Source organism: bacterium (assembly GCA_020440705.1).
Classification (GTDB): Bacteria; Krumholzibacteriota; Krumholzibacteriia; order LZORAL124-64-63; family LZORAL124-64-63; genus JAGRNP01.
This window is the reverse complement of record JAGRNP010000012.1, coordinates 1-25,010: the sequence shown is the minus strand read 5'-3', so window position 1 is coordinate 25,010 and position 25,010 is coordinate 1. Positions and strand designations below refer to the sequence as shown.

Here is a 25,010-nt window from a genome sequence, read left to right as displayed (position 1 = left end):
ACGCTCGATGTGGCCCTTGGGGATGCCCCAGTCGCCCTGGCCGGGCTTGTGGATCAGGCAGATCCGCAGGCGTCCGTCCTTCTTGCGCCGAAAGGGCAGGGCGCCGGACTGGTCGGGGCGGGGAGTGGGACGCTTCTTCATGGTCGGGGCGGGGGCGCCTTCCGGATGGGGCCAGGGGATGCGAGCAATCGGGGCAGTATACATGGAGTGGGGCCGGGGCGAAACCTCCGCTGCCGCCGGGAGCGTTTCCGCCCGGACGCGGCGCCGATGCGGAACGGGGCCCGGCGTCGGCCGGGCCCCGTGTTCGACGTCGATGTCGCGGCTAGCGGAACATGGACTTGACGGTGCCCCAGGCCTGGTCCTCGACGGCCACCGGGCCGCACGCTCCACAGGTCTCGTCGCTGGCGCCCATCAGGCCGCAGACGTTGTTGGCGGCCAGGGCGGGCGAGTTCGTGCAGAGGGCGAAGATGCCGGCTTCGGGGGCGCAGAACAGGGCCGGGCCGTCCACTTCGGTCGGGGTCAGTGCGTGGGCCTGGCTCGGGCCGCGAACGTTCCCGTCGTAGAGATTGCAGGACGGGTACAGCTTGTCGGCGCCGCCGCCGATCCCGAATCCCGAGTCGTGGCTGAAGATGTTGTTGGTGATCAGCACCCGGTAGCTGGTGTTGAGGTACAACGTCCCTTCGCCGGAGTTGTTGTCGTGGAAGGTGTTGCCGACGATCTCGGCCGGGGCGTCGTAGATCCGGATGGCCCCGCACTCGCCGCCCGAGTTCCGCACGAAGAACGAGTTGGTGACCGAGACGGGGGAGTTGGCGAAGTTGGCGATGGCACCCGCCATGGAGATGCTGCGGTTGCCCTCGAAGTAGCATGCGTCGAACTCGCAGCGGGAGCCCAGCGAAATGCCCACGCCCCCCGCATTCAGCGGCGCGTAGTTGTCGATGAAGGCGCAGGCGACGAAGGACAGCTGCGAACCCGCGTGGCGGACGTAGCCGGCGCCGCCGACGTAGCTCGCGTTGTTGCCGATCAGGGCGCAGCCCCGGAGCGTCGCCACCGACGCGAAGTCCACGTGGATGCCGGCCCCGTCAGAGGCGTACGTGTCGCGGATCGTGAAGCCGGTGATCGTCGCGGTCGCGCCGCCGGTGACGTGGATGCCCCGCGCCGCGCCCCGGCCGTCGATGAAGGTGGCGCCGGAGCCGGACTGTCCGGTCAGGGTCAGGTCGCAGCCGATGGTGATGACCCCGTCGTCCCAGACGCCGGGGGAGACGAGAATCTCGTCGCCCGGCGCTGCGGCCGCCACCGCCGCGGGGATCGAATAGTAGGGGCCGCTGGTCGCGTCGACGACGAGGGTGGCGGCGGGTGCGGTCGCGGCGAGTGAAACGAGCAACAGGATCGAACAGAGCAGACGAGATCCCACGAGATTCCCCCTTGTCGGCCGCGCGGTGGGCGGCGAAACGATTCCAGCGGCGATCGGGACAACTGGCGAAAGACCGTGCCCGAACCTATCCTATCAGGATAACTCGTTGTCAGTCAATGCAAAAGGAGTTGCAATGCCGACCGCCCGGATCCTGTTCGCTGCCGCCGTGGCCCTCGTCGTGGGGGCGTCGAATGCCCACGCCGGCGTCATCCTCAACACCCTCGAAGGCTACGACAACGCCGAACCGGGCTGGTCGGGCGGCGTCGACGCGCTGTTCTCCGCCAGCGGCGGCAACACCGAGCGCGTGCTGCTCGAATCGGGCGGCAAGGTGCAGTGGCAGAACGAGTCGCATCGCTGGCGGCTGCAGGCCAGCGGCAGCTACGAGGAGAGCGGCGGCACCGAGACGGCGCGCAACGTGGTCGGGCATCTGCGCCACAACCGCGACCTGCCGGGCCCCTGGGCCACCGTCAGCTTCGCCCAGGTGCAGCACAATCCCTTCCAGCGCCTGCGGTCGCGCTGGCTCTTCGGCTTCGGACCCCGCTACGACTTCGTGCGGGATGAGCGCGGGCTCGCGGCGGTCGGCTTCACGCCCATGCTCGAGATCGAGCGGCTCGACGACGAGGTGGGGCACACGGCGCGGGGGCGGGCATCCTTCTTCCTGCACCTGGCCTACAAGCTCTCGCCGCACGCCCAGCTCGACGGCGTCGTCTTCTGGCAGCCGCTGTTCAGCGACGTGTCGGCGTCGCGGGCGACGGGCAATCTCACCCTTGCGGTCGACGTGGTGGGCGAGGTCGACCTGAAGGTGGGCGCCGTCGTGGAGCACAACGAGCGCGCCCCGAGCGGGGTGGAGAAGACGGACTGGAGCACGTTCACCGGACTGGGTGTGACCTTCTGAGTCGCCGATCGCGGACACGAAAAGACGACGGCCGACTCCCGGGGGAGCCGGCCGTGGCGTCGGAGCGGAACCGGGCGATCAACCGTGGTCGTGCCCCTCGTGGCTCTCGCCGCCTTCCTCCTGCACCTTCTTGGCGCAGCCGGCGCAATAGTACTTGCCGTTGATCTCGGTCAGCTTGTCCATGGGCACGGCGGTCATGCCGCAGCCGCCGTCGCAGTCGTGGGTCTCGGCGACCTGGGCCTCGGGCATGGCGTGCTCGGCCGCGGCCTTCTCGGCCGTGGCCTCGGTCTTGTCGCCGCCGCCGCAGGCGGCCACGCCCAGGGCCAGCACCAGCACGGCCAGCAGGGCGATGATCGTTTCCTTCTTCATTTCAGGTACCTCCATGCTTCGGTTTGACGGACCGCAATGGACAACCTTGCCCCAGGGAAGGCCCAGTGTCCAGCGCCGATCGGCCTATTCCCAGAGGAACGGCGCGCGCGGCGTGGCTTCGGGCCAGGTCCGGTCCATGGTGTTCGCGTCGAAGACCTCACCGTTCTTGATGGTCCAGCGCACGGTGTTGGTGTTCCGGATGTCGTCCAGCGGGTTGCCCTCGAGCAGGATCACGTCGGCCAGCTTGCCGGCCTTCAGCGAACCGAGTTCGTCGCCCAGCCCGATGTAGGTGGCCGGATTGATGGTGCCGAAGCGCAGCACGGCCAGGTTGTCGGCGCCGCCCTGGGCCATGGCCCACATGTCCCAGTGGCAGCCCAGGCCCTGGCGCTGGCCGTGGGCGCCCAGGTTCACGAGCACACCCATCTCCTCGAGCGCGCCGGCGGACGCGGCCACGGTCATGTGGTGCCAGTCGCCGTCGTACGCCATCACCGGCAGCCGCCGCGACCGGGCCTCGACCACCGCGCGCGGCGTGAAGCGGGTCAGCTTCGGGTCGGCCCAGATGGGCGCCTCGTGCTGGTAGAACCAGTTCTCGCCGCTCAGGCCGCCGTAGGCCACCAGGAAGGTCGGGGTGTAGCCCACCCGCGTGCGGCTCCACATCTGGCGGATGTCGTCGTACAGGGGGGCCACCGGCGTCGTGTGCTCGATGCCCGTGTGCCCGTCGAGGATCATCCCCATGTCGTTCTCGAAGTTGCCGCCACCCTCGGGGAAATCCAGCATCTGCTCCTCGCGGCAGGCCTTGACGTACCACTGCCGCTGGATGCGCTTGGGCTGCATGTAGCTCTTGATGGCGAAGGCGCCCTGCTTCTTCATGCGCCGGACGTGGCGCAGGGCGTCCTCGTAGCTGTTGGTCTGGGCGCGCCCGGGGATGTCGGCCCCGTAGAGGATGAAGCCCGTCGAGTAGACGCGCGGGCCGAACATGACGCCGGCCTCGACCATCTCGCTCTGGGCGAAAACCAGGTGGGTGCTCGCCGAGGGGTCCATGGTCGCGGTGACGCCGTAGGCCAGGTTGGCGTAGTACTGCCAGTCGCGCTGGGGCAGGATGTCCAGGGCGCCGTAGCCCATGTGGGCGTGGGCGTCGACCAGTCCGGGCATGGCCGTCAGCCCCGTCGAGTCGATGACCTCGGCCCCGGCGGGGATCGCCACGTCGGCCGCCGCGCCCACCGCCGCGATGCGGTTGCCCGCGATGACGATGCGGCCGTTTGCGACGACCTCGTCGCCCTCCATGGTGATCAGCCGGGCCCCGTCGACGACCAGGGTGCCCGTGGGGGCGGCCCGGGGCACCTCGAGGACGATGGGCGTCGCCACGGGCGCCAGCGGGTCGACGGCGGGTTCCGCGGCGGCCCCGGCGTCGCCGGACTCGCTGCCCTCGCTACCCTCGCCGCCGGACTCGCCGCCCGTGTCCTCGTCCTTCGCGGCGGCGGCCGCCAGGGCGTTGGCCAGCGTCTGCCGCACGAACTCGTGGGCCGAGGCCCAGGTGATCGTCGCGTCGTCCTGCCAGTGCAGCCAGTCGACGAGGTCGTCGGCCAGCAGCGTGACCTTGACGCTGCCGTCGCTGTCGGCCAGGTCGAGGGTGCCGAGTCCGGCGTCGGGCAGCGGCGCCACGAAGGCCTTGTGCAGGCGCTTGAAGGCGAGCCAGCGGCCGTTGGGCGAGAGGGCGAACTCCTCGCCGTACTTGCTCTTGACGTGCACCTTCTCGTCGATGCCGTCGCGGGTCACGCTCACCAGCTCGGCCCCGTTGTCGGCCGCGCTGCGCAGGAACCAGACCCGCGCCGGATCGGGTCCGAAGAACGGCGCCGGCATGCGCTGGCTCGAGCCGCGGTTGTCCACGGTGGTGACGAAGCGCGGGGCGGCCTTGCCGGCCGCGTCGAGAATCCAGATCTCGTGATGCAGCTCCTCGCCGAGGCCGCCGCCGCGCAGGGTGTTGCCGCTGCCCTTGAGGGCGACGAGCTCCTTGCCGTCGGGGCTCCAGGTGGGGTTGGCCCATTGGCCGGGCACGTCGCTCACCATGCGGGCGCCGCCGCCGTCGGCGCCGCCAACCCACACGTGGCCCTTGTCCGTGTCGGACCAGCTCACCCAGGCCAGCCGCTTCCCGTCGGGGCTCAGGCGCGGGCAGAACTCGAAGGCGTCGGCGGCGTCGGTCTTCCGCAGCACCTGCGGGTCCGTGCCGTCGGCGTCGGCCCGGTACAGGCGGCCGAGGGCGGCGAAGACGATGCCGCCGTCGCGGGGCGAGGCGTGCATCCAGCGCAAGATGCGGGCCTGCAGGGTGGGGCCGGTCACGTCGGGCTTGAAGCGCAGGGCCTCCTGGTGGGGCAGGTTCACGTCGCAGGAGAAGGGGATCTCGACGGCGGCGCCGTCGGCGACGGCCACGCGCCACAGCTTGCCGCCCTTCCACAGCACGAGGGCCGAGCCGTCGGGCAGCCAGTCCATGGACGGGTAGGTGCCGGCCCAGGCGAAGCTCTCCTGCAGGTCGTGGTCCAGGCCGCGGAAGAGCACGCGCTCGGCGCCGGTGGCCAGGGTGTGCAGCACCAGCACGGTCTCGTTGCCGTCGCGGCTGATGTAGCTGAGTGTCGTGCCGTCCGGACTGATGCGCGGCCGGCCGGCGCCGCCCCAGCGGTTCGTGATCGGATTCGTCTTGCCGGTCAGCCGGTCGAAGCGGTGCACCTGGTACAGGCCCTGGTGCGGGTTGCGGTCGTAGCGGAAGCGGCTCGGGCGGCTGCTGAAGTAGAGGAAGCGGCCGTCCGGGCCGAAGTCGGGCGACGAGACCTCGGGCATGGTCTCCTTCTTCGTCACCTGGATGCCGTCGCCGCCGCGGCGGTGGTGCAGCCACAGTTCGGTGGCGCCGATGGAACTGACGTCGGTGAAGCGCCGCTTGGCGGCGATCCACTCGCCATCCGGGCTCCAGGCGCCGCAGTTGGTGTCCTTCTCGCCGGTGTCGGTCAGCACCGCCGGCTCGCCGCCGTCCGCGGGCATCAGCCACAGGTTGGTGCCGCCGCCGCGGTCGCTGGTGAAGAGGATCTCGGTGCCGTCCGGGCTGTAACGCGGCTGCGTGTCCCAGGCCAGGCCCTCGGTCAGGCGTGTGGCCGGGCCACCGGCCAGGCCGACGGTCCAGATGTCGCCCAGGTGATCGAACACGAGGCGGCGGCCGTCGGGGGAGACGTCGACGCTCATCCAGGTGCCCTGGTCGGTCGTGAAGACGATCGGCTCGGCGGGGTCGCGCGGGACGTTCACGTCCCAGTCGGCGTCCTCGGTCGCGGCGGCCTCGGCCCCCGCCGGGGCGGTCTCCGCGTCGGCGGTCAGGTGGTGGTCCAGGAGGCCGTCGGCGTGGCCGGCGTGCTGGCAGCGGTCGGGGCACGCGCCGGCGGGCACCGCCGGGGCGATCAGGAGCAGACTGCACGTCAGGGCGCTCAGGAGGGTCGTCCGCGACATCGTCACTTCCTCGTCGTTTGGGGAGAACGCCGCGCGGGGGAAAGCCCGCGCGGCGGGAGTGTGCGCATCGGCCGCGCATTCTAGCAGATCGGGACCGAATACGGACGAAAGAACTCAGGGTTTCGCGGTCAGGATCAGCTCCATGTCCAGCAGTTCGGCCAGGGGCGGCTCGCCGATGCCGATGGCCACGCCGCGGGCATACGCCTCGTCCACGGCGAAGCCGGCGTGGCGCACCAGGTAGGCGGCCCACATGTGGCTGGCCCGCCACCCCACGGTGCAGTGCAGCAGCACCGGGCCCGGATGGCGCTCGAGAGCCGCGGCGAAGGTGTCGACGGCGGCCGGCGTGTAGGGGTGATCGTCCCCGCCGAGGGGGATCCACACGTAGTCCAGGCCCAGTTCCCGCGCGAGCGCCTGCTCGTCGAAGGGAACCCGCGCGCGGTCGTCCATTTCGCCGGGCGTGCGCAGGTTCACCACGGCGGTGACGCCGCGGTCGGCCAGCGCACGCAGGGCCAGGCTGTCGGGTTGACCCCCGATGTACAGGCGGCCCTCGTGGTAGATGCGCGCGCGGAATCCGTCCAGGTCGGGCACCGTGTCGGGCGGAGCGGCGCGGTCGAAGGCGACGGCGCCGCCGCCGGGCGCGGCGCCGGCCCGGGCGTCGGAACCCGGGGACGCGACAGCCGCCAGGGCGAGGGTGAGAGAAAGGGTGGTCAGGCAGAGGGTCAGACGTCCGCGGGAACGACGGAACATGCGCATCATGTGGGGCCTCCGGCTCGGGTCGGTGGGGGATGCGCCCATGTTAGTCGCGTCGGCAGCCGGCCGCCGCCCGGCGGCCGGGCAACCCGGTCTGGAAAGAGGCCGCCGCGGACACGGGGCCCACGGCGGCCGAACGCCGGCGGCTGGGCTCGCCGGCGCATGGCATGGCGCTACTTGCGCTTGATGCCTTCGATCTCCAGGGTGATCTTGACGTCCTCGCCGAGCACGAGACCGCCCGTCTCCAGGGCCGCGTTGTAGGTCAGGCCCCACTCCTTGCGGTTGATCTTGCCCGAGGCGCTGAAGCCGGCCCGCTCGTTGCCCCAGGGGTCGGTCACGGTGCCGAGCAGCTCGAGGTCCAGCTCGACGGCCTTCGTCACGCCGTGCATGGTCAGCTCGCCCTTCAGCGTGCCCTCCGTCTCGTTCGCCATCTCCAGCGAGGTCGACTTGAAGCTCAGGGTCGGGTACTTGGCCACGTCGAAGAAGTCGGGATTGCGCAGGTGGTCGTCCCGGTCCTTGTTGCCCGTGTTGACGCTGGCCGCGTCGATGGTCGCGGCGACCGACCACTGGTCGGGCTGGCCGGGCACGAACTCGAAGCTGCCCTCGAAGCTGTCGAAGGTCCCGTTCACCTTGCTGATGGCCAGGTGCTTGATCTGGAAGTTCACCGAGCTGTGGCTGCCGTCGATGTCGTAGGTGGCGCCCAGGACGGGCACCGCCGCCACGAGCAGGGCCGTGACCACGAACAGGCGGGCGATGCGATGCGATTGCGACATGATATCTGACCTCCGGCGGGCCCCATGGGCGGGGACCGCTGCTAGTTGTCTTCGGATTCCGGACTCCGGGCCTTGACCAGGAGCCGGTTCAATTCCGCCAACTCCGCGGCCGAGAGGTGGCCGAGAGTCGACTTGTGGGCGTCCGTGACGGGACCTTCCAGGTCCGCCAGCAGGCGGCGACCCCGGGCCGTGATCCCGATCAGCACCACGCGCCGGTCCGACTCGGAGCGCCGCCGGCTGGCCAGGTCGCCCTTCACGAGGCGATCGACCAGACGGGTGATGTCCGAATCCCGCGTGACCATGCGTTCGCTGATCTGGGAACACGAGAGCCCCACCCCGTCGTGCCCGCGCAGGATGCGCAGCACGTTGTACTGGGGGAGGCTCAGCTCGTGGTCCTTGAACAGCTGGTTGAAGGGGGCACTCAGGGCGCCGGCGCTGCGCACGAGGTTCAGGAAGGTCTCCTGCTCGGGCGACGCGAAGGCGCGGTTCTGCTTGATCTCCTGCTGCAGGCGGGACATGCCTCCTCCTCTCGCCGGACAATATATGTCGGGAGGATATTCGTTGCAACAAGTATTTGCGAGGGGGCGCACGTCCCGTGGGGGCGGACTTGTCCGGCCGCCCCAGGCTCCCTAGCTTCATTCAGCTCGCAGGTTCGTCATCCCGCGGTCGGTGCGCCGCCGCGAAAGTCGGGTCGCTCCCCGCGCAGCCGAGCTCCCGGACCGGATCCGGTGTTGGATTCTCGCCATCACTCGTTCCCCCAGGAGTCCGCCATGAAAACCAGGTTCGCCCCCATCCCCATCGCTCTGCTCCTCGTGGTCCTGCCCGCCGTCGTCCAGGCGTCCGACAACCAGCTCGGGCTCTTCTACGACGACGCGGCCAGCGTCGACGAGATCGAAGTCGCTCCCAATTCGGTGCACAACCTCTACCTGGTGCTCATCAACCCGGTGAACACGGAATTCGACGGGTCGAGCACGCGCGACGTCTCGTATGTCTGGGGCTTCGAGTGCGCCATCGAGGCGCCCAGCGGCGACGCGCTGCTGGGGGTCGCGTTTCCCACCGACGCGATCAACCTCGGGACGGCCGACAACATCGTGGCGGGCTACGCCGCGGCCATCGCCGTCAGCGCGGGCCGGACGGCCACCCTGGCCACCTTCAACGTGTTGACCGCCGGCAACAACCCCGAGGGGTACCGCCTGTCGCCCGCGTCGCCGGCGAGCCACGCCAACACCATGGCCTACGTGGACTACGAGGACCCCGACGATCCCATCGTCGACATGGGGCCCGTCTCGGGCTCGTACGACCGGCCGGTCTTCACCTTCGGCGACTACACCATCGAGCGCCACCTGGAGTGGGGTGGGGTGAAGTCGCTCTTCCGCTAGCGGGCCGCCGGGGTCTCCTGGCGGTGCCCGGCGGCCCCGGCCGCAGGCCGGGCGCCGGCAGGAGGCCCGCCCCGCCCGACCCGTTGTGGACGGGAGCGCGGGCCCGACCTACCATGGGGGCGGCCCCTTCGCCCCAACCCCGAGGACGCGCTTGAATCCCGGACCCGCTCCCCGCATCCGGCCGGTCACGGCCTTCGCCGCCGTGGCGCTGGTGGCCGGCACCGCCCTGTTCGCCGCCCTGCCGACGGGACTGCGCGCCCTCTGGCCGCCGCTGGTGGCCCTGGTGGTCATCGTGCTCGGTCGGCACGCCATGGGGGGGCTGCTGGCCGGGGCATTCGCCGGGGCGGTGATCGCCCGCCACGGCGATCCGTGGCAGGCCTACCTTTCTCTCGCCGCCGACCATCTCGCCCCCAGCCTGCAGAGCCCGTGGAAGACCGGCGCCGTGGCCTTCACCCTCGTCCTGGGCGGCTTCGCCGCGGTGCTCGAGGCCGGAGGCGGATTCGCGGCCCTGCTCCGGCGCTGGGCCGGACGCGGGGACGACGCGGGGCGGCGGGTGGAGGCGGCCGCGGCGGGCCTGGGGCTGCTCTGCTTCTTCGACGGACTGGCCAACAGCATGGTCGTCGGGCGGGTCAGCCGCGACCTGGCCGACGCCAGCGGGGTGTCCCGCGCCAAGCTCGCCTACATCGTCGACTCCACGAGCAGCGCCGTGGCCTGCGTGGCGCTCATCTCGACCTGGATCGCCTTCCAGCTCGCCATGATCGGCGAAGCCTTCGCCCTGGCCGGACGCGAGGCGAACCCCTACCTCGTCTTCCTGCGTTCGCTGCCGGCCAACTTCCACTGCTGGTTCACCCTCGTCCTGCTCGGCGTCGCCATCGGCGCCCGCTTCCACCCGGGTCCCATGGCCGCATTCGCGGCCCGGTCCCGCGCCGGAGCCGGCGGCGGCGGGGCAGACGCGGACGCTCCGGGGCCGGGCGCGGTGCGCGCGGCCCTGGTGCCCCTGGCCGTGCTGCTGGGCGCCTTCGTGAGCGGCTTCCTCGCGTGGGGCGATCCGGCCCCGGGCTGGCCCGACAGCCGCGACCGCATCGTGGCCGCCTTCGGCTCGGACGCGGGGCCGCTCGTGCTGGTCACGGCCGGACTCGTCGCCACCCTCGCGGCGGTGCTGCTCTTCCCGGCGGGGCACGGGCCGCGTCCGGCGGCGCCCCTGCGGGCGTTCGGCCGCGGCGCCCTGGCCATGGTGGGGCCCCTCGGCGTGCTCGTGGCGGCCTGGCTGCTGGGCGGCGTCATGGGCGAACTGGGCACCGCCGAGCTCATCGCGCGGCTCCTGGCGGGGGGGGCGCCCCTGTGGCTGCTGCCGACGCTCACCTTCGTCACCGGGGCGGCCATCTCCTTCGCCACCGGCACCTCGTGGGGCACCATGGGCCTGCTCTTTCCCCTGGCGGTCCCCGCGGCCGCGGGCCTCGGCGCCGACGACGGCCTGCTGACGGTCATCGTGGCGGCGGTCTTCAGCGGGGCCGTCTTCGGCGACCACTGCTCGCCCTTCAGCGACACGACCATCGTCTCGTCCATCTCCTGCGGGATCGATCCCCACGACCACGTGCGCACCCAGATTCCCTACGCCCTCATCGCCGCGGCGGTGGCCGTCATCGTGGGCTTCGTGCCGGCCGGGCTGGGGGTGACGCCGTGGCTCTCGTTGCCGGTCGGCGCCGCGCTCCTCGTGGCGCTGCCGCGGCTGGTCCGCGGGGGAGGGCGCCCGTGAGCCCGCGTCCGGCGGCCGAGCGCCGCGGCCTGTTCCAGCTGCGCGACGACGTGACGTTCCTCAACCACGGCAGCTTCGGGGCGTGTCCGCGCGAGGTTTTCGCGGTCTACCAGGAGCTGCAACGCGAGCTCGAGGCCGAACCGGTCGATTTCCTGTCCCTCGAGCGGTCCCTGCCCGGTCGGCTGGCCGCGGCCCGGGCCCGCGTGGCCGGGTTCCTGGGGGCGGAGCGTGACGAGATCGTGTTCGTGCCCAACGCCACGACCGGCATGAACATCGTGGCCCGCTCGCTCGCGCTCGGGCCCGGCGACGAGGTGCTCACCACCGACCACGAGTACGGCGCCATCGACCGCACCTGGACCTTCCTCTGCGAGAAGTCCGGCGCCCGCTACGTGCGCCGTCCGCTGCCCGGGCCCCTGGACGATCCGGACGCCGTCGTGGCGGCCGTGTGGGCGGGGGTCACGCCGCGCACCCGCGTGCTCGCCCTCAGCCACATCACCTCGCCCACGGCGCTGGTGCTGCCGGTGGCCCCGTTGGTGGCGCGGGCCCGGGCCGCCGGGATCATCACCGTCATCGACGGCGCCCATGCGCCCGGGCAGATCGACCTGGATCTCGGCCGCCTGGGGGCCGACTTCTACACCGGCAACCTGCACAAGTGGCTGCAGGCCCCCAAGGGCGCGGCGTTCCTCCACGCGCGCGCCGAGGTGCAGCACCTGGTCGAGCCCCTCGTGGTCAGCTGGGGCTGGCGCAGCGCGCGGCCCGGGCCGAGCCGCTTCGTGGACGAGCAGGAGTGGACGGGCACCCGCGACCCCTCGGCCTGGCTGGCGGTGCCCGCCGCCCTGGACTTCTGGGAGCGGGAGGAGTGGCCGGCCGTGGCGGCCGAATGCCGCGACCTGCTGCGCACCGCCCGCCGGGAGCTGCTCGCCTGGGCCGGCACGCCGCCTTTGGCGACGGCGGAGCCGTGGCTCGCCCAGATGGCGACGGTCCGGCTGCCCGACGGCCTGGACCCCGTCGCCCTCGGCGCGTTCCTGCGGCGGGAACGGAGCGTGGAGATCCCGGTGTTCGCCTTCGCCGATCGGGGCTGGCTGCGGATCTCGATCCAGGGCTACAATACGCCCGACGACGTCGCGGCCCTGCTGGCGGGGCTGCGCGCCTTTCCCCGCTCCTGAAACCGGAGGATTCCATGACCCTGCTTCCCGCACTCCGCCGCCCGACGGCCGTGATCGCGCTGCTGGCGGCCCTGGGCCTCGGCGCGACCGGCGCCGCCGCCCAGGAGACCGGCGACCGCGCGCCCTGGCACCCGGGCACCTACTTCGCCGCCGGCGCCCAGTTCTCGTTCCCCTACGACCGCTTCGCCGACGACTACCAGACGGGCTACGGGCTGCAGGCGATCTTCGACTACCCGTGGGTGCCCCTGCTCGACTGGAGCGCCAGCGTGGGCTGGAACCACTTCGGGGCCAAGGGGGACAACGACGCGGTCGACGTGTGGGAGGCGGCGGCCGGCCTGCGTTTCGTCTTGGGCCGCTTCTTCATGAACGGCGAGGTGGGCTGGTTCTCCGAGGTCGACGACACGACCTTCATCCCGGGCCTCGGGTGGCGCACCGAGCGCTGGGAGATCTCCCTGCGCACGAAGGCAGCCGGGAGCAACGCCTGGACCAGCGTCAGGTTCGGCTGGTACTTCTGACGGCGCGCAGCACCACGAAGCGCCGGTCCGACCCGAGCAGGTCGACCGCGTCGAAGAGGCGGCGCAGCTTGACGTGATAGCCCAGGTGGCGGTTGCCCACCACCAGCAGTTCGCCGCCCGGCCGCAGGATGCGCCGGGCGGCTTTGAACATCTCCCAGGCCTGCAGGTCGCCGGTGGCGTGCCCCTGGTGGAAGGGGGGATTGCACACCACGAGGTCGCAGCTCTCGTCGGCGAGGCCCGCCGCCGCGTCGTCGACGCGGAACTCCAGCCGCGTCGGACCGTCCGGCACCTGGACGGCGTTTTGTCGCGCGCTGGCGACGGCCTGATGGGAGATGTCCACGCCGGTGATCCGGGCCGCGGGACAGCGCAGGGCCAGGGCCACCGCCAGCATCCCGTTGCCGCAGCCGAGGTCCACGGCCCGGCAGGCGTCGTCGCGCTGCGGCAGGTGGGCGAGCAGCAGGCGCGAACCGGCGTCGGGTCGCTCCCGCGAGAACACGTTGGGGCCGCTGACGAGGCTCAGATCGGTGTCGGGCAGGTCGAACGCGACGTCGGGTTCGGCCGCGGGCAGTCCCTCGCGCAGGGCGAGGCGGGCGTGGCCGTAGCGGGCCTTGCGCCGGCCCTGGGAGGTGCGGGCCGGCCCGATGATCTCCTCGAGCAGCCGCCAGACGCTCATGGGCGTGTGCTTGATCATGCCGCCGACCAGGACGTGGGCGTCCGGGGCCAGCACCGTGCGCAGCCGCAGCAACTGGTCGCGCAGCAGCACGAGGCTGCGCGGCAGCTTGAGCAGCACGAGACCGACGGGAGCACGCGGGGTTTCCGTGGCCGGCACGAAGGGCACGGCGTCGGCCGCGCAGCCGTTCGCGACCAGATTGTACCGCAGGGCCAGTTCGGCCAGGTGGGAATCGCCCCACGAGGCGGCCACCCGCCCGTGCAGCGGCACGGCAAGGGCCCCGAAGGCGTCGTTGACCACCAGGACGGGGCCGGCGGCGGCCAGTTCGGCGTCGTCGCAGGCGGCTTCGAGCAGCTGCAGGTCGGCCGTGTCCCAGGCCCGCAGCCGGTCGTCGCGTTTGAGGGGCAGGCGGCGCAGGGGCCACGGGGTGCCGGCGAGGACGAGGTCTTCCTGACCGTCGCCGCCCGTCATGCCGTCAGGTCCGCCAGGGCGGCCATCGCCGCGGTCGCGGGGTCCGGGTCCTGGCTGTGGGCGACCACCCGGCCCGCGGCGTCGGCCACCAGCACAGCGGCCCGGCGCGTCGAGTCGGACACGCCGCAGGCGTCGTGGGCGGCGCCCTTCCAGTCGGGCAGCAGCACGACCCAGTCCGCGGGATCGGCGCCCGCAGGCAGCCCCGCCGCCGCCTTGTGGTAGGCCTTCTCCAGCTCGGGCTTCACCATGCCGTGGAACATGCTCGGAAAGGCCCGCAGGTCGATGACCGAGGCCATGAAGACCGCGTCCGGGTCGGGATGGGCGGTGCGCACCGCGGCATGCACCGCCATGGCGGCGCCGGCGGTGTCCTGGCCGTGGAACACGAACACGGCCGGACGGCCGAGGGCGGCCAGGTCGACGGTGCGGCCCGAGACGACGGCCTCGAGGGCGAGGGCGGGCAGGGTGGCGCAGGGAGGGGTCACGGCGGTCCTTTCGGTGCGGGGTCCAGGCCCAAGGATAGGCCACGCCGGCCGATATCCCATGAAAAATCGCCCGCCGGTTGCTATCGTAGCGGGCGACCCGCAGCCCCAACCCCCGAGGAGGGACCATGTCCGGCGCGGACTTCAACGCCGTGGCGGCCCGCATGCGCGCGGCCGACCTGCCCGAGATCGTCATCCGCAACTTCGCCCACGCCCACGCCCAACTGGCGGCGGGCGCGACGGGACTCATTCCCGAGGCGGAGATCGTGCCGGTGACGAGCCTGCCCGGCCCCGAAGACGTCACCGAACGCCATCGGGAGCGGGGGCGGCGCGAACTCGCGCGGGCGATCCTGCTCAAGCTGAACGGGGGGCTGGGCACGGGCATGGGGTTGGACCGGGCGAAGTCGCTGCTGCCGGTCAAGGACGGCCTGACCTTCCTGGACATCATCGCGCGCCAGGCCCGGGCCACCGGCATTCCGCTCGTGCTCATGAACAGCTTCAGCACCCGCGACGACACCCTCGCCGCCCTGGCCGCCTATCCGGAACTCGCGGGCGAGATCCCCCTGGACTTCCTGCAGCACAAGGTGCCGAAGCTCACGGAAGACGGACTCGGCCCCATCGCGTGGCCGGCGGCCCCCGACCTGGCCTGGTGCCCGCCCGGCCACGGCGACATCTATCCGGCCCTGGTGACGAGCGGGCTGCTGCCCCGGCTCCTGGCGGCCGGCTACCGCTACGCGTTCGTCTCGAACGCCGACAACCTGGGCGCCGTCATGGATCCCGACCTCCTGGGCTACTTCGCGGCGGAGGGCCTGCCGTTCATGATGGAGGTGGCCGAGCGCACGCCGGCCGACCGCAAGGGCGGCCACCTGGCCATGACGCCGGCCGGGCAGCTGCTGCTGCGCGAGTCGGCCCAGTGCCCGGAAGCCGACGTCGCGGCCTTCCAGGACGTGACCCGCCACCGCTACTTCAACACGAACAACCTGTGGCTCGACCTCGTGGCCCTGCAGGACGAGCTCGACCGTCGGGACGGGGTGCTGGGCCTGCCGCTGATCCGCAACCGGAAGACCGTCGATCCGCGCGACCCCGACTCGCCGGCGGTCATCCAGCTCGAGACGGCCATGGGCTCGGCCATCGCCGTCTTCGCCGGCGCCGGGGCCCTGCGCATCGCATCGGAGCGTTTCGCGCCGATCAAGAAGACCAACGACCTGCTCGACGTGCGTTCGGACAACTACGTGCTGACCCCGGACTACCAGGTGCGGGCCAATCCCGAGCGCACGCTGCCGCGCCTGGTGGTCGACCTCGACCCCGCCCACTTCGGTTTCGTCGACCAGCTCGACGCCCGCTTCCCCCACGGGGTGCCTTCGCTGCTCCATTGCTCCCGTCTGCGCGTCGCCGGCGATGTCCGGTTCGGCCGCGACGTGGTGCTCAGCGGCGACGTCGAGATCCGCAACGACGGCCCGGACCCCCTGCAGGTGCCCGACGGGGCCCGCCTGACGGGACTCTGGACCGGGTAGCCGTCACCGCCACACGCCGTCACCTGCCCCGCTGCGCCGTCGTGGGCCGTCTCCCGTCGCGGGGGCGGCCCACGGCTTGCACGACTTCGTTCGGCCAACGAAGCCGAGGGAGAAATGCCCGGCCGGCCCCCCGTGGGGGAGTCCGGTCGTGCAGAATGCGAGTCAGGCCGGCACCGACCGGCAGCCGGGAGGCGGACGACCGATGCGGACCACGACGAAATTCCTCTTCGCTCTCGCGGTGGCGGCGGCCGCCGTCGCCCTGAACGGCTGCGGCGGCGGCGACGACGCCCCGACGAGCCCCGGATCCGGGACCATGACCCTGGACAGCGCCACGGCCGAGGAGTTCAGCCTCGAGGCCCTCGGCACCGTGAACGAGATCGTCCTGGCCGTGCCGGATTTCGCCAGCGGGGCCTTCGACGCCTTCAGCGTGGCCGGCCAGCCCGTGGCCAAGGCCGCCGGCGACAGCGTGGCATGGGACCCGGCCCAGCAGGCGTGGGTCTTCGCCTACGCGGGGCCCCTCTTCGAGATGGATCCGCCCAACGAGTGGAACCTGAGCCTGGATCTGTGGGTGCAGTACCGCACGCCGGCCGGGCCGCAGCAGCACCCCCTCGGCGCGACCGAGATGCAGGTGCGCTACGGCGTGGGCATGGACATCCACCAGGAGGACGCCGAGGGCGTCTTCGACCTGGTCTATGACACCGACACCGACATGACGGCCGCCTTCCTCGGCCAGGACACCTACGCGGTGACCGGTTCCGGCAGTGCCGACGTGTCCGTGTCCCAGGTCACGCCCCAGGGCTCCCAGTCCGGGACCTTCGGCATGACCTGGACCGTCGACGTGGTCACGGCGGCCGGCGGCTGCCCGAGCGGCACCGCGACCGTGCGGACCCAGGCCTGGACCCTGGCGGCCGAATACGACGGCCAGGGCGGCGTGGCCTGGTCGCTGACGGGTCCGAACTGGCAGTCGTCGGGCTCGGATACGCTGGCGTGCGGCCAGCCGGCCTCGTAGCGATCCGGAATCACCGGGTCGTTCGCGGAACGGCCCGGAAAAAAACCCTTAATTCGTAGGGCTTTTCGGCCGATTCCATAGGCCGAAAGAGCCTTGAACCCGAGCCGAACAGGAAAACATGGTCTCCTCGCCCGAGTCCCTGCTCGTCCGAATCGACGAAGAAGAGTCCCAGAGCCGGGCCCGTGTGGTCATCTCTGTGGTCTCTTTCGTCGCGTTCACGGCGTACGGGATCGGCAAGGGCCTCGATCAGGGCGCGACCTTCGTCGCCGGTCTGACCACCATCGTCTCCTACCTGCTGTTCTCGGTGGCCTGGTACGCCATGGTGCGGCGCTATCCGGGCGCCTGTCCGCGGCGGCGCATGGTGACGATCCTCACCGACCTGGGCATCATGACCGTGTTCATGCACCTGGGCAGCCAGCACGTCACGTCGTACTACCCGATCTTCCTCTGGGTGATCATCGGCAACGGCATCCGCTTCGGGACGCGCTTCCTGCAGTTCGGCATCGTCGCCGGCGGGTTCGGCTTCGGGTCGCTGCTGCTGTTCAACGAATACTGGAGCACGCACCTGAACCTGGGCATGGGGCTGCTGGTCGGCGTCATCGTGCTGCCCATGTTCTTCATGGGCGTGCTGCGGCGCCTGCGCCAGGTCACCGACCTGGAGATCGAGCTGGCCCGCTCGAAGCTGGCCGACAAGGCCAAGGACCAGTTCCTGGCCACCATGAGCCACGAGATCCGCACGCCCATGAACGGCGTGCTCGGCATGGCCGAGGCCCTGCGCGACACCGACCTGGACGAGCAGCAGCAGGAGCACCTGGAGATCATCACGCGCTCGACCGAGTCGCTGCTGCATATCATCAACGACATCCTCGACTACTCGAAGATCACGGCCAACAACCTGACCCTCGAGGAGATCCCCTTCGACCTGAAGCAGGTCCTCGGCGACGTGCACCAGTTGCTCGAGTCGACGGCCACCTCCAAGGGGATCAAGCTCGTGTTCGACTATCCGGAGCGCGTGCCGCGCCACTTCCGGGGCGACCCCATGCGGGTGCGCCAGATCGTGCTGAACCTGGTCGGCAACGCCATCAAGTTCACCGAGAAGGGGCACGTGAAGCTGAGCTGCACGACGCATCCCAAGGACACGTCGCTGGTGCGGCTGGTCGTGGCGGACACGGGCGTGGGCATTCCCGAGGACCGGCTCCACGCCGTCTTCAAGCAGTTCGAGCAGGCCGACAACAGCACCACGCGCCAGTTCGGCGGCACGGGTCTGGGCCTGGCCATCAGCCGCCAGCTCGCCCTGATGATGGGCGGCGACATCAGTGTCCGCAGCGGCGTGGGCGAGGGCAGCGTCTTCACGGTCGACCTGCGGATCGAACGCCATGCGCCGCCGCAGCCGGTGCCGGCGCCCGCCGTCGCCGCGGCCGCCGCCGAGTCCCGCGACGCCCGCGAGCTGCCCCAGTACGGCTTCCGGGCCCTGGTGGTCGAGGACAACAAGTTCAACCAGGTCGTCATGAAGAACCTGGCCCAGCGCCTGGGCATCACCGTGGACATGGCGGAGAACGGGGCCGAGGCCCTGGAGATGGTGGAGAACGCCGACTACGACCTGGTCTTCATGGATGTGCGCATGCCGGTCATGAACGGCCACGAGGCCACCCGCCGCATCCGCGCGCGCAGCGACCACCGGGCGGGCCTGCCCATCCTGGCGGTCACCGCCGAGGCGACCAAGAACGACGTCGCCGCCTGCCTGGAATCGGGCATGAATCTGCACCTGGCCAAACCGGTGCGGGTGGTGGATCTGGTGGCGGCGATCGAGTCGCTGAACCTGCCCCTGCGCCAGCCGGCCTGAGCCGGCCGCTTCCTCCGCTAGCCGTGACCTTCCATCGCCCGGGGCGCCGCCGGTTCGGCCGCCGCCGCCCGCCGGTTCTGGGCCTGGACCAGCCGCTCGATCATGCGCAGGTCGCGGTCGGTGAGGTTCAGGGCGGCGTCGACCCAGATCCGGGTGATGCGGATCAGTTCGTCGTAGGTGACGGGGTTGACGCACTGGCGGATGCGGCCCATGGCCACGTGGGAGTTGCCCCGCTTGCGGTGGCGGTGGATGAAGTTCACCGCGGCCTCTTCGCCCTCGCCGTCCTCGACGACGACGTCGACCAGCCCGAGTTCGAACATCTCGTCGGCGGACAGCAGTTCGCCGCTCATGATGATGCGCTCGGCGGTGGCGGGGCTCGTCTTGCGGATCAGGAAGCTGTAGGCGCCCATGCCCGGGATGAGGTTGAAGAGCACCTCGGGCAGGCCGAACTTCGCGCTGCGCTCGGCGATGACCACGTTCGAACTGATGGCCGCCTCGAAGCCGCCCCCGAGGGCGTCGCCCTGCACCAGGGTGATGGTGGTCAGGGGCTGGTCGAAGTTCACCGTGTTCGGATACAGGACGTCGATGCACGACTTGGCGTAGTGGAAGAGGCCGTCGCGGTCCTGGGCCCGGATCAGCCCGGCGAAGAGCTGCAGGTCGCCGCCCAGGTTGAACACGCCGGGGGTGCGGCTCGCGAGGACCGTGTAGCGCACCGGCAGCGTGGCCGGATCGCCCTCGCCCCCCCGGTTCATGGCCACCAGGCGGTCCTGGAAGTCCTTCAACTCGCCCAGCAGGTCGAGGTTGAAACAGGGCCGGGAGTGGGGAGCCAGGTGGTACCAGACGGCTTTCTGGTCGGGATCGTACTCGACGTCGAGCTGCTCGTAGGTTCCCCACGGGGACGAGGTGTCGGTCTCGTGTCGCATACTGCCTCCGGGGCCCCCGGGAGCGCGCCGGCGTGCGGGGCGAGGGAGCGGCCCTGGTGTGCGGACCGCCGACGGGGGGCGAGACCGCAGATTTCGTCGCCGGAAAATCCTGAACGGGCGTGTTCAGCCTCTCCATGGGCGACGGCAAGTCATAATATCATACGTTTTTCAGCGAGGTAAAACTATATATTCGTTTGGGTTGTTAGTTTTTTCTTTAGAAATTTCTGCGCTTTCTGTCTCAATTCCATGACAGACAATCAGAAAAGTTTTGCGTTTCTCTCAACCACGGCATGACCAGGTCGATAATCAATCTGAGGTTGTGCAAAAAACATCAGCATAAGTGTCCGGTGCGCCGCCGCACCCGGGAGCCGATATGAAGGACATGGATGTGGGTCGGACCGCGACGAGCCGGCAATTCGCCCCGTCGAAGATCGCCAACAAGCCTTCGGACTACGACCATGACTACGCCGACGAGCAGGTGCGCCGGGCGGGACGCTATCTCGAGGCGGGACGCATCGACCGGGCGGAGGCCTGTCTGCGGTCGGGTCTCGAGCGGGCGCCGGACCATGCCGAGTGCACGGCCTATCTGGGGGTTTGCCTCGCGGCGGGCCAGCGCAAATACGTCACGGCGGAAAAGCTGGTCAAGAACATCCTGGCCAGCAATCCCTACGACCCCACCGCCTGGTACGCCCTCGGGCGCATCAACCTCCTCGGCGGACGGCGCGAGCAGGCGTTCAGGAATTTCGCCAAGGCGAAGCAGGTCTCGCGCGACGACGCGGGGGTCGAGAAGATGGTCGACCAGATGGACCCGCGGCGCCCGCCGGTGCTCACCTTCCTGCCCCGCAACAACCCGCTCAACGTCTGGCTCGGGCGGCTGCGATCGCACTTCTCGTCCGAGTGATCCCGGCCGCCCCGGCGGACCCGCCGCCGCGGTCTAGACCTCGCGACGGCGCCACACCGTCATCTGGCTGACCGTGTGCTGGAACTTCCGCTTCGTCTCGCGGATCACGAACTCCACGTCGCGCGGATCGCCCACCGGCGCGAAGCGCGGCGCGAGGGCCGCGTGCAGCCCTTCGAGCGTGGTCACGTTCTCGCCGTCGACCTTCCGTCCCCCGAGCCACTTCTCCTTCGGCGTGAACTCCTCGAGCCAGGTGTAGGGCGAGAAGAGCACGAGGGTGCCGCCGGGCGTCAGCCGGTCGGCGATGGCGTCGAGGAACCGGCGCGGCTCGTACAGGCGGTCGACGAGATTGCACGCGAGCACCAGGTCGTAGTCGGTGAACTGGGGCTTGAGGTTGTGGGCATCGCCCTGCCAGAACTCCACCTTGCCGCGCACGTCGGCCAGGCCCAGATCCGTCAGCGACTTCTCGTGGTAGGAGACGAGTTCGCCCTCCTCGGGCAGCTGGTAGCGGACGTACCCCTTCTCCTGCATCTCGATACCGACGCGGATGAAGCGGGCCGAGAAGTCGATGCCGGTGACGAAGTCGCAGAAACGCGCCAGTTCGAAGGTCGCCCGTCCGGTGGCGCAGCCCAGGTCCAGGGCCCGCCTCACCGGCCGGTCGCCGACCGCCTCGCGGCACAGTTCGGCCGTGCGGCGCGGGAAGTTGGGCACACCGTAGTACTCCGCGCCGTAGTGGAACTCGCAGTACTGGCTGATCAGGGCGTCGGTCTCGTAGACGTCGGCCCGGATCTCGACCGGGGCCTCGCTGACGATCCAGCGGAAACCGGCGTGCTGGTAGAAGTGGCGCCGGAAGGCGTAGCGCGCGTCGCGGGTGGCCTCGTTGCCGGTGCTGATCCACGAGCCGCCCTTCATCAGGTTGTGCTGCGTGTCGAAGGTGGGGGTCGAGAAGTCGTCGTACAGCGGGTGCACCTCGAAGCCGTTGAAGCCGCTGATGGGCGTCTCGGTCCACTGCCAGACGTTGCCCACGACATCGTGGAAGTCGCCCTGGCGATGGGTGTCGACCGGCACCGACGAGGCGTAGTACGCGAGGTTGATGTTGCCGGGGGCGCCGTTCCAGTCCGGCTGGTCGGGCAGGCCGGACGTGTCGAGCAGGCGGTGCCACTCCTCCTCGGTGGGCAGGCGAACCGGCTCGCCGGTGACGGCCGCCTTCCAGTTGCAGAAGGCCTTGGCCTCGAGCTGGTTCACCTCGACCGGCCAGTTCCACGGCATGGGGATCTCCTCGGCCAGGCAGCGCAGCCGCCAGCCCGCGCCGTCGTCGCCGCGCCAGAACCGGGGCGCCTGCGCATCCATGTACGTGCGCCAGCCCCAGCCTTCCTCGGTCCAGTACTTCCGCTCGCGGTAGCCGCCGGCCTGCACGAACGCGCGGAACTCGCCGTTGCTCACCAGCAGTCGCGCGGCGCGGAAGCCGGCGATGTCGCGCTCGAGCCGGCCGTACTCGTTGTCCCAGCCGTAGAGGGCGTGATGGCGGTCCTTGCCCAGGGTCACGCGACCCGCCGGCACCGTCACGGGATCGTTGGCAGGCGCGGGACCGGCCTCCGGGCACACCGGCCACGCGGCGTGGGGGCGCACGTGCTCCAGGGGCAGCTGGCGGATCAGCACCGAACTCGTCTCGAGGTGGATGCGCTCGTGCTCGATCCCCATCAGGACGGCCCAGGCGGGGTCTTCCCAGCGCACGGGCACCTCGAGGGGCATCCCGTCGATGAGGTTCTCGACCACGCGGCGCACCTCGTTGCGGTAGGCGAAGACCGCCGCCACCGGCGGCCAGTCGTAGTTGCGGCCGTCCAGGTCGTCCCAGCTCATCTCGTCGACCCCGATGGCGAACATCGATTCGAATTCCGGATTCACGCGCCGGTCGATGAGCTTCGCGAGCACCAGCTTGTTGACGAAGAAGGTGGCCGTGTGGCCGAGGTAGAAGATGAGCGGATGGCGCAGGGGATCGGCCCGCAGGTAGTACGCCTCGTCGGTGGCCATGACCTCGAACAGGCGCTCGTACAGCTCCCACGTGCTGGTGAAGTACGCCTTGATTTCGCGTCGCTTCTCCGCGGCCGTGCCCCGATCGAGGACCGGCGATCTCATCACCGTGCTGGACATCTCTCTCCCCATTCCGGCTCGCGCCGTCGCTCCGCTTCCCACGTTGCAGAATATCGGTTCTACATCTTATGGCCATGTGAAAAATCCGCACCGGGTATTATCATCGGGGGATGAGAAAACACACGCTTGCCCTGTTCCTCTTCGCGCTGTCCGGTTTCGCCGGCCTCGCCTACGAGATGGCCTGGATCCGCCGCGCAGCCCTCGTCTTCGGTTCGTCGACCTGGGCCCTGAGCACCGTGCTCGCGGTCTTCTTCGGCGGACTGGCCCTCGGCAGCTGGGCCTTCGGGCGCCGGGCGCCCCGGGTGGCGCGGCCTCTGCGCTGGTATGCGCTGCTCGAGGCCGGGCTGGCCGTGCTGGCCGTGGCTTCCCTCTTCGCCTTCGACCTGGTCGAGGGGATCTTCGGCGCCGCCTACCGCAGCGGCCTGGCGCCGCGCTCCGGCGCCGACGGGCTGCCCTGGCTCGCGGCCGGTCCCGGCGTGGCCTGGCTGCGATTCGCGCTCGTGGCGGCGGTGCTCGTGCCGCCCACCTTCCTCATGGGGGGCACGCTGCCCCTCTTCGTGCGGCGCTTCGTGGCCGACGCGCGCGACTTCGTGCCGCGTCTCGGTCTCGTCTACGGCCTGAACACCCTGGGTGGCGTGGCCGGCGTGCTCGCCGCGGGCTTCGTCCTGATCCCGGACCTGGGCGTGACCGCCACCGTGCTCGTGGCCGCGGGGGTGAACCTCGTGGTGGCGGCGGTCGCCTGGCCGCTGGGTCGCGAGGCCCTGCCGGTGGACGGGCCCGCATCCGCGGCGGGTGACGGTGCCGACGCCGACGAGCGGGCGCTGCCCCTGACGACGGCCGGACGCCGCGTCGTCGTGCCGCTGCTCTTCTTCGCCACGGGACTGGTGGTCGTGGGCGCCGAGGTCCTGTGGGCGCGCTTCCTGGGCCTGGTGCTCCGCAACAGCGTCACCACCGCGGCGGTCACCCTGGCGGTCGTGCTCGGCGGCATCGTCCTGGGCAGCCTGCTCGTCGGCCGGCTCACCCGCGGCACGGCCGGCGATCGTCGCCTGCCCCTGCTCTTCGGCATCTTCCAGCTGGCTGCCGCCGTGGCCGTGATCGCCACCATGTTCCTGCCGGCTGCGCTCTGGTTCGGCCTCGGGCCGGGAGCCGGCCCCTTCTTCCTGCTCATGCTGCCCGCGTCGCTGCTGTCGGGGGCGAGCTTCCCCCTGGCCAATCGCCTGGCCCTGCGCGACCCGGCCCGTTCGGCCGAGAGCGTGGGGCGCATGACGGCCCTGAATACGGTCGGCGGCATCACGGGCTCGCTGCTGGCCGGATTCGTGCTGCTGCCCGGGCCCGGCCTCGAAGTGGGGGTGCGGGTGCTGACGGCGGGCGGGCTGGTCGCGGCCGCGGCGGCGCTGTTGCTGCTCGAACCGCTGACGCCGCGCGCGCGGCTCGGCCGCGGTCTGGCCGTGGCCGTCGGCGCTTGCCTCTGGTTGCTGCTGCCCCGGGCCACGGGCGTGCACCTGCCCGACAGCTTCCTGGCCCGCGACGGCGTGCTCGTGGACAGCGTCGAAGGCCAGAGCGCCACCCTGTCCGTGGTCGACGTGGAGGGCGAGCGGCAGCTCGAGATCGACAACCTGTGGCAGGGCGTCGCCGGCAAGGGCCACCAGATCATGGCCGCCCATCTGCCGGCCCTGCTGCATCCGGCGCCGCGGGACATCCTCGTCATCGGCGTTGGCGTGGGCCAGACGGCCGGACGCTTCCTGCGCCACGATCCGGCGAGCCTCGACTGCGTCGACATCGAGCCGGCGCTCTTCCCCTTCATCGACCGGCACTTCCCCAACGACTGGCTGCGCGACCGCCGCGTGCGGCTGGTGGCCGAGGATGGGCGCACCTTCACCGCCCACACCGACCGCAGCTACGACATCGTCTCGGTGGAGGTGGGGCAGACGTTCCGGCCCGGGGTCGACGTCTTCTACACCCGCGAGTTCTACGCCGATGTGCGGGCGCGCCTGAATCCGGGCGGGCTGGTGGCGCAGTTCGTGCCGCTGGGCTTCCTGCCCGAGGCGGCGTTCCGGGCGGTGCTGGCCACCTTCCTGGCCGAGTTCCCGGACGCGGCCCTCTGGTACAACACCCAGGAGCTGCTGCTGGTGGGCGGACGCGAGGGCGTGCCGCGCCTGGATCCGGTGCGGCTGCGCGCGGTGGAGGCCGGACGACCCGGCGCGGTGACCACCGACCTGCGCTGGAGCCACTGGGGCGGCGAGCGGCACCACCTGCGGCATCCCGGCGCCCTCGTGGGCGGCTTCCTGGCCGGCGGCGAGGCGCTGGCGGCCCTTGCCGCGGGAGGCGAGATCTACGGCGACGACCGGCCGGTGCTGGCCTACGCGACCCGGGGCGCGGACATCCTCGACCACAACGAGGCGCCCATGGCCCGTGTCATCGCCGGCCACCTGTCGCCCCTGGCGAACGCGGTCACCGGGCGCCTGACCCCGGAGGAGGCGGCCCTCGCCGAGGAGACCCGGGGCCTGAACCTGCGCGACATCGTCGCCGCCGGCATCGTGGCCCAGGTGACG

General features: G+C 71.0%; 21 protein-coding genes. 10 read left to right on the top strand and 11 right to left on the bottom strand.

The genetic code is table 11. The features are described from left to right. Together KDM41_03520 and KDM41_03515 are read right to left on the bottom strand one after the other, a co-directional pair. The coding region (locus KDM41_03520; protein ID MCB1182478.1) for a hypothetical protein at positions 1-204 on the bottom strand (204 nt) is incomplete at its 3' end. Between the two features lie 118 nt (positions 205-322). Further along, on the bottom strand, positions 323-1,411 hold the full coding sequence (locus tag KDM41_03515; GenBank protein MCB1182477.1) for a right-handed parallel beta-helix repeat-containing protein: 1,089 nt from the start codon (positions 1,409-1,411) through the stop codon (positions 323-325). Between the two features lie 133 nt (positions 1,412-1,544). Here KDM41_03515 and KDM41_03510 point away from each other — a divergent pair, with 133 nt between their 5' ends. After that, entirely contained in the window at positions 1,545-2,306 is a 762-nt protein-coding gene (locus tag KDM41_03510) for a DUF481 domain-containing protein (GenBank protein MCB1182476.1), read from the top strand. A gap of 78 nt (positions 2,307-2,384) precedes the next feature. On the opposite strand, the gene KDM41_03505 is transcribed toward KDM41_03510, so the two are convergent. The 5 genes from KDM41_03505 to KDM41_03485 form a co-directional block, all read right to left on the bottom strand. Then, entirely contained in the window at positions 2,385-2,675 is a 291-nt protein-coding gene (locus KDM41_03505) for a hypothetical protein (protein ID MCB1182475.1), read from the bottom strand. Positions 2,676-2,759: 84 nt separating this feature from the next. After that, on the bottom strand, positions 2,760-6,161 hold the full coding sequence (locus tag KDM41_03500; GenBank protein MCB1182474.1) for a PD40 domain-containing protein: 3,402 nt from the start codon (positions 6,159-6,161) through the stop codon (positions 2,760-2,762). Positions 6,162-6,275: 114 nt separating this feature from the next. Further along, positions 6,276-6,917 (bottom strand): hypothetical protein, encoded by a 642-nt coding sequence (locus tag KDM41_03495; GenBank protein ID MCB1182473.1) that lies wholly within the window; start codon positions 6,915-6,917, stop codon positions 6,276-6,278. Positions 6,918-7,084: 167 nt separating this feature from the next. Continuing rightward, entirely contained in the window at positions 7,085-7,684 is a 600-nt protein-coding gene (locus tag KDM41_03490) for a YceI family protein (protein ID MCB1182472.1), read from the bottom strand. Between the two features lie 41 nt (positions 7,685-7,725). Then, on the bottom strand, positions 7,726-8,202 hold the full coding sequence (locus KDM41_03485; GenBank protein MCB1182471.1) for a MarR family transcriptional regulator: 477 nt from the start codon (positions 8,200-8,202) through the stop codon (positions 7,726-7,728). A 252-nt stretch (positions 8,203-8,454) separates the two neighbouring features. On the opposite strand from KDM41_03485, the gene KDM41_03480 reads away from it, so the two are divergent. From KDM41_03480 to KDM41_03465, 4 genes are all read left to right on the top strand, one after another. After that, a complete protein-coding gene (locus KDM41_03480; protein ID MCB1182470.1) occupies positions 8,455-9,063 on the top strand; it encodes a hypothetical protein in 609 nt (202 codons plus the stop codon). 151 nt (positions 9,064-9,214) lie between these two features. Next, a complete protein-coding gene (locus tag KDM41_03475; protein ID MCB1182469.1) occupies positions 9,215-10,819 on the top strand; it encodes a hypothetical protein in 1,605 nt (534 codons plus the stop codon). A 29-nt stretch (positions 10,820-10,848) separates the two neighbouring features. Then, on the top strand, positions 10,849-11,985 hold the full coding sequence (locus KDM41_03470) for an aminotransferase class V-fold PLP-dependent enzyme (GenBank protein ID MCB1182468.1): 1,137 nt from the start codon (positions 10,849-10,851) through the stop codon (positions 11,983-11,985). A 14-nt stretch (positions 11,986-11,999) separates the two neighbouring features. Next, positions 12,000-12,500, top strand: coding sequence for a hypothetical protein (locus KDM41_03465; protein ID MCB1182467.1), 501 nt, complete (start codon positions 12,000-12,002; stop codon positions 12,498-12,500). Here the strand turns inward: KDM41_03465 and KDM41_03460 are convergent. Then, entirely contained in the window at positions 12,478-13,641 is a 1,164-nt protein-coding gene (locus tag KDM41_03460; GenBank protein MCB1182466.1) for a methyltransferase, read from the bottom strand. The genes KDM41_03465 and KDM41_03460 overlap by 23 nt on opposite strands. Next, a complete protein-coding gene (locus KDM41_03455) occupies positions 13,638-14,123 on the bottom strand; it encodes a hypothetical protein (GenBank protein ID MCB1182465.1) in 486 nt (161 codons plus the stop codon). Before KDM41_03455 ends, KDM41_03460 begins: the two co-directional genes overlap by 4 nt. A gap of 125 nt (positions 14,124-14,248) precedes the next feature. On the opposite strand from KDM41_03455, the gene KDM41_03450 reads away from it, so the two are divergent. From KDM41_03450 to KDM41_03440, 3 genes are all read left to right on the top strand, one after another. Continuing rightward, positions 14,249-15,634 carry a UTP--glucose-1-phosphate uridylyltransferase gene (locus tag KDM41_03450; protein ID MCB1182464.1) on the top strand — a complete coding sequence of 462 codons (1,386 nt, stop codon included), beginning with the start codon at positions 14,249-14,251 and terminating at the stop codon, positions 15,632-15,634. Positions 15,635-15,836: 202 nt separating this feature from the next. Continuing rightward, a complete protein-coding gene (locus KDM41_03445) occupies positions 15,837-16,643 on the top strand; it encodes a hypothetical protein (protein ID MCB1182463.1) in 807 nt (268 codons plus the stop codon). 184 nt (positions 16,644-16,827) lie between these two features. Further along, positions 16,828-18,486, top strand: coding sequence for a response regulator (locus KDM41_03440; GenBank protein MCB1182462.1), 1,659 nt, complete (start codon positions 16,828-16,830; stop codon positions 18,484-18,486). A gap of 17 nt (positions 18,487-18,503) precedes the next feature. Here the strand turns inward: KDM41_03440 and KDM41_03435 are convergent, their stop codons facing one another. Continuing rightward, the gene (locus tag KDM41_03435) at positions 18,504-19,409 is read right to left on the bottom strand and encodes a crotonase/enoyl-CoA hydratase family protein (protein MCB1182461.1); all 906 of its coding nucleotides are present in this window, start codon (positions 19,407-19,409) and stop codon (positions 18,504-18,506) included. Positions 19,410-19,797: 388 nt separating this feature from the next. Between KDM41_03435 and KDM41_03430 the strand changes: the two genes are divergently transcribed. Next, entirely contained in the window at positions 19,798-20,310 is a 513-nt protein-coding gene (locus KDM41_03430; protein ID MCB1182460.1) for a tetratricopeptide repeat protein, read from the top strand. A 33-nt stretch (positions 20,311-20,343) separates the two neighbouring features. Here KDM41_03430 and ovoA read toward each other — a convergent pair whose 3' ends face one another. Next, a complete protein-coding gene (ovoA, locus tag KDM41_03425) occupies positions 20,344-22,458 on the bottom strand; it encodes a 5-histidylcysteine sulfoxide synthase (GenBank protein ID MCB1182459.1) in 2,115 nt (704 codons plus the stop codon). A 110-nt stretch (positions 22,459-22,568) separates the two neighbouring features. Between ovoA and KDM41_03420 the strand changes: the two genes are divergently transcribed. Further along, positions 22,569-25,010 (top strand): fused MFS/spermidine synthase (locus tag KDM41_03420; protein ID MCB1182458.1); only part of this gene is annotated, 2,442 nt, incomplete at its 3' end.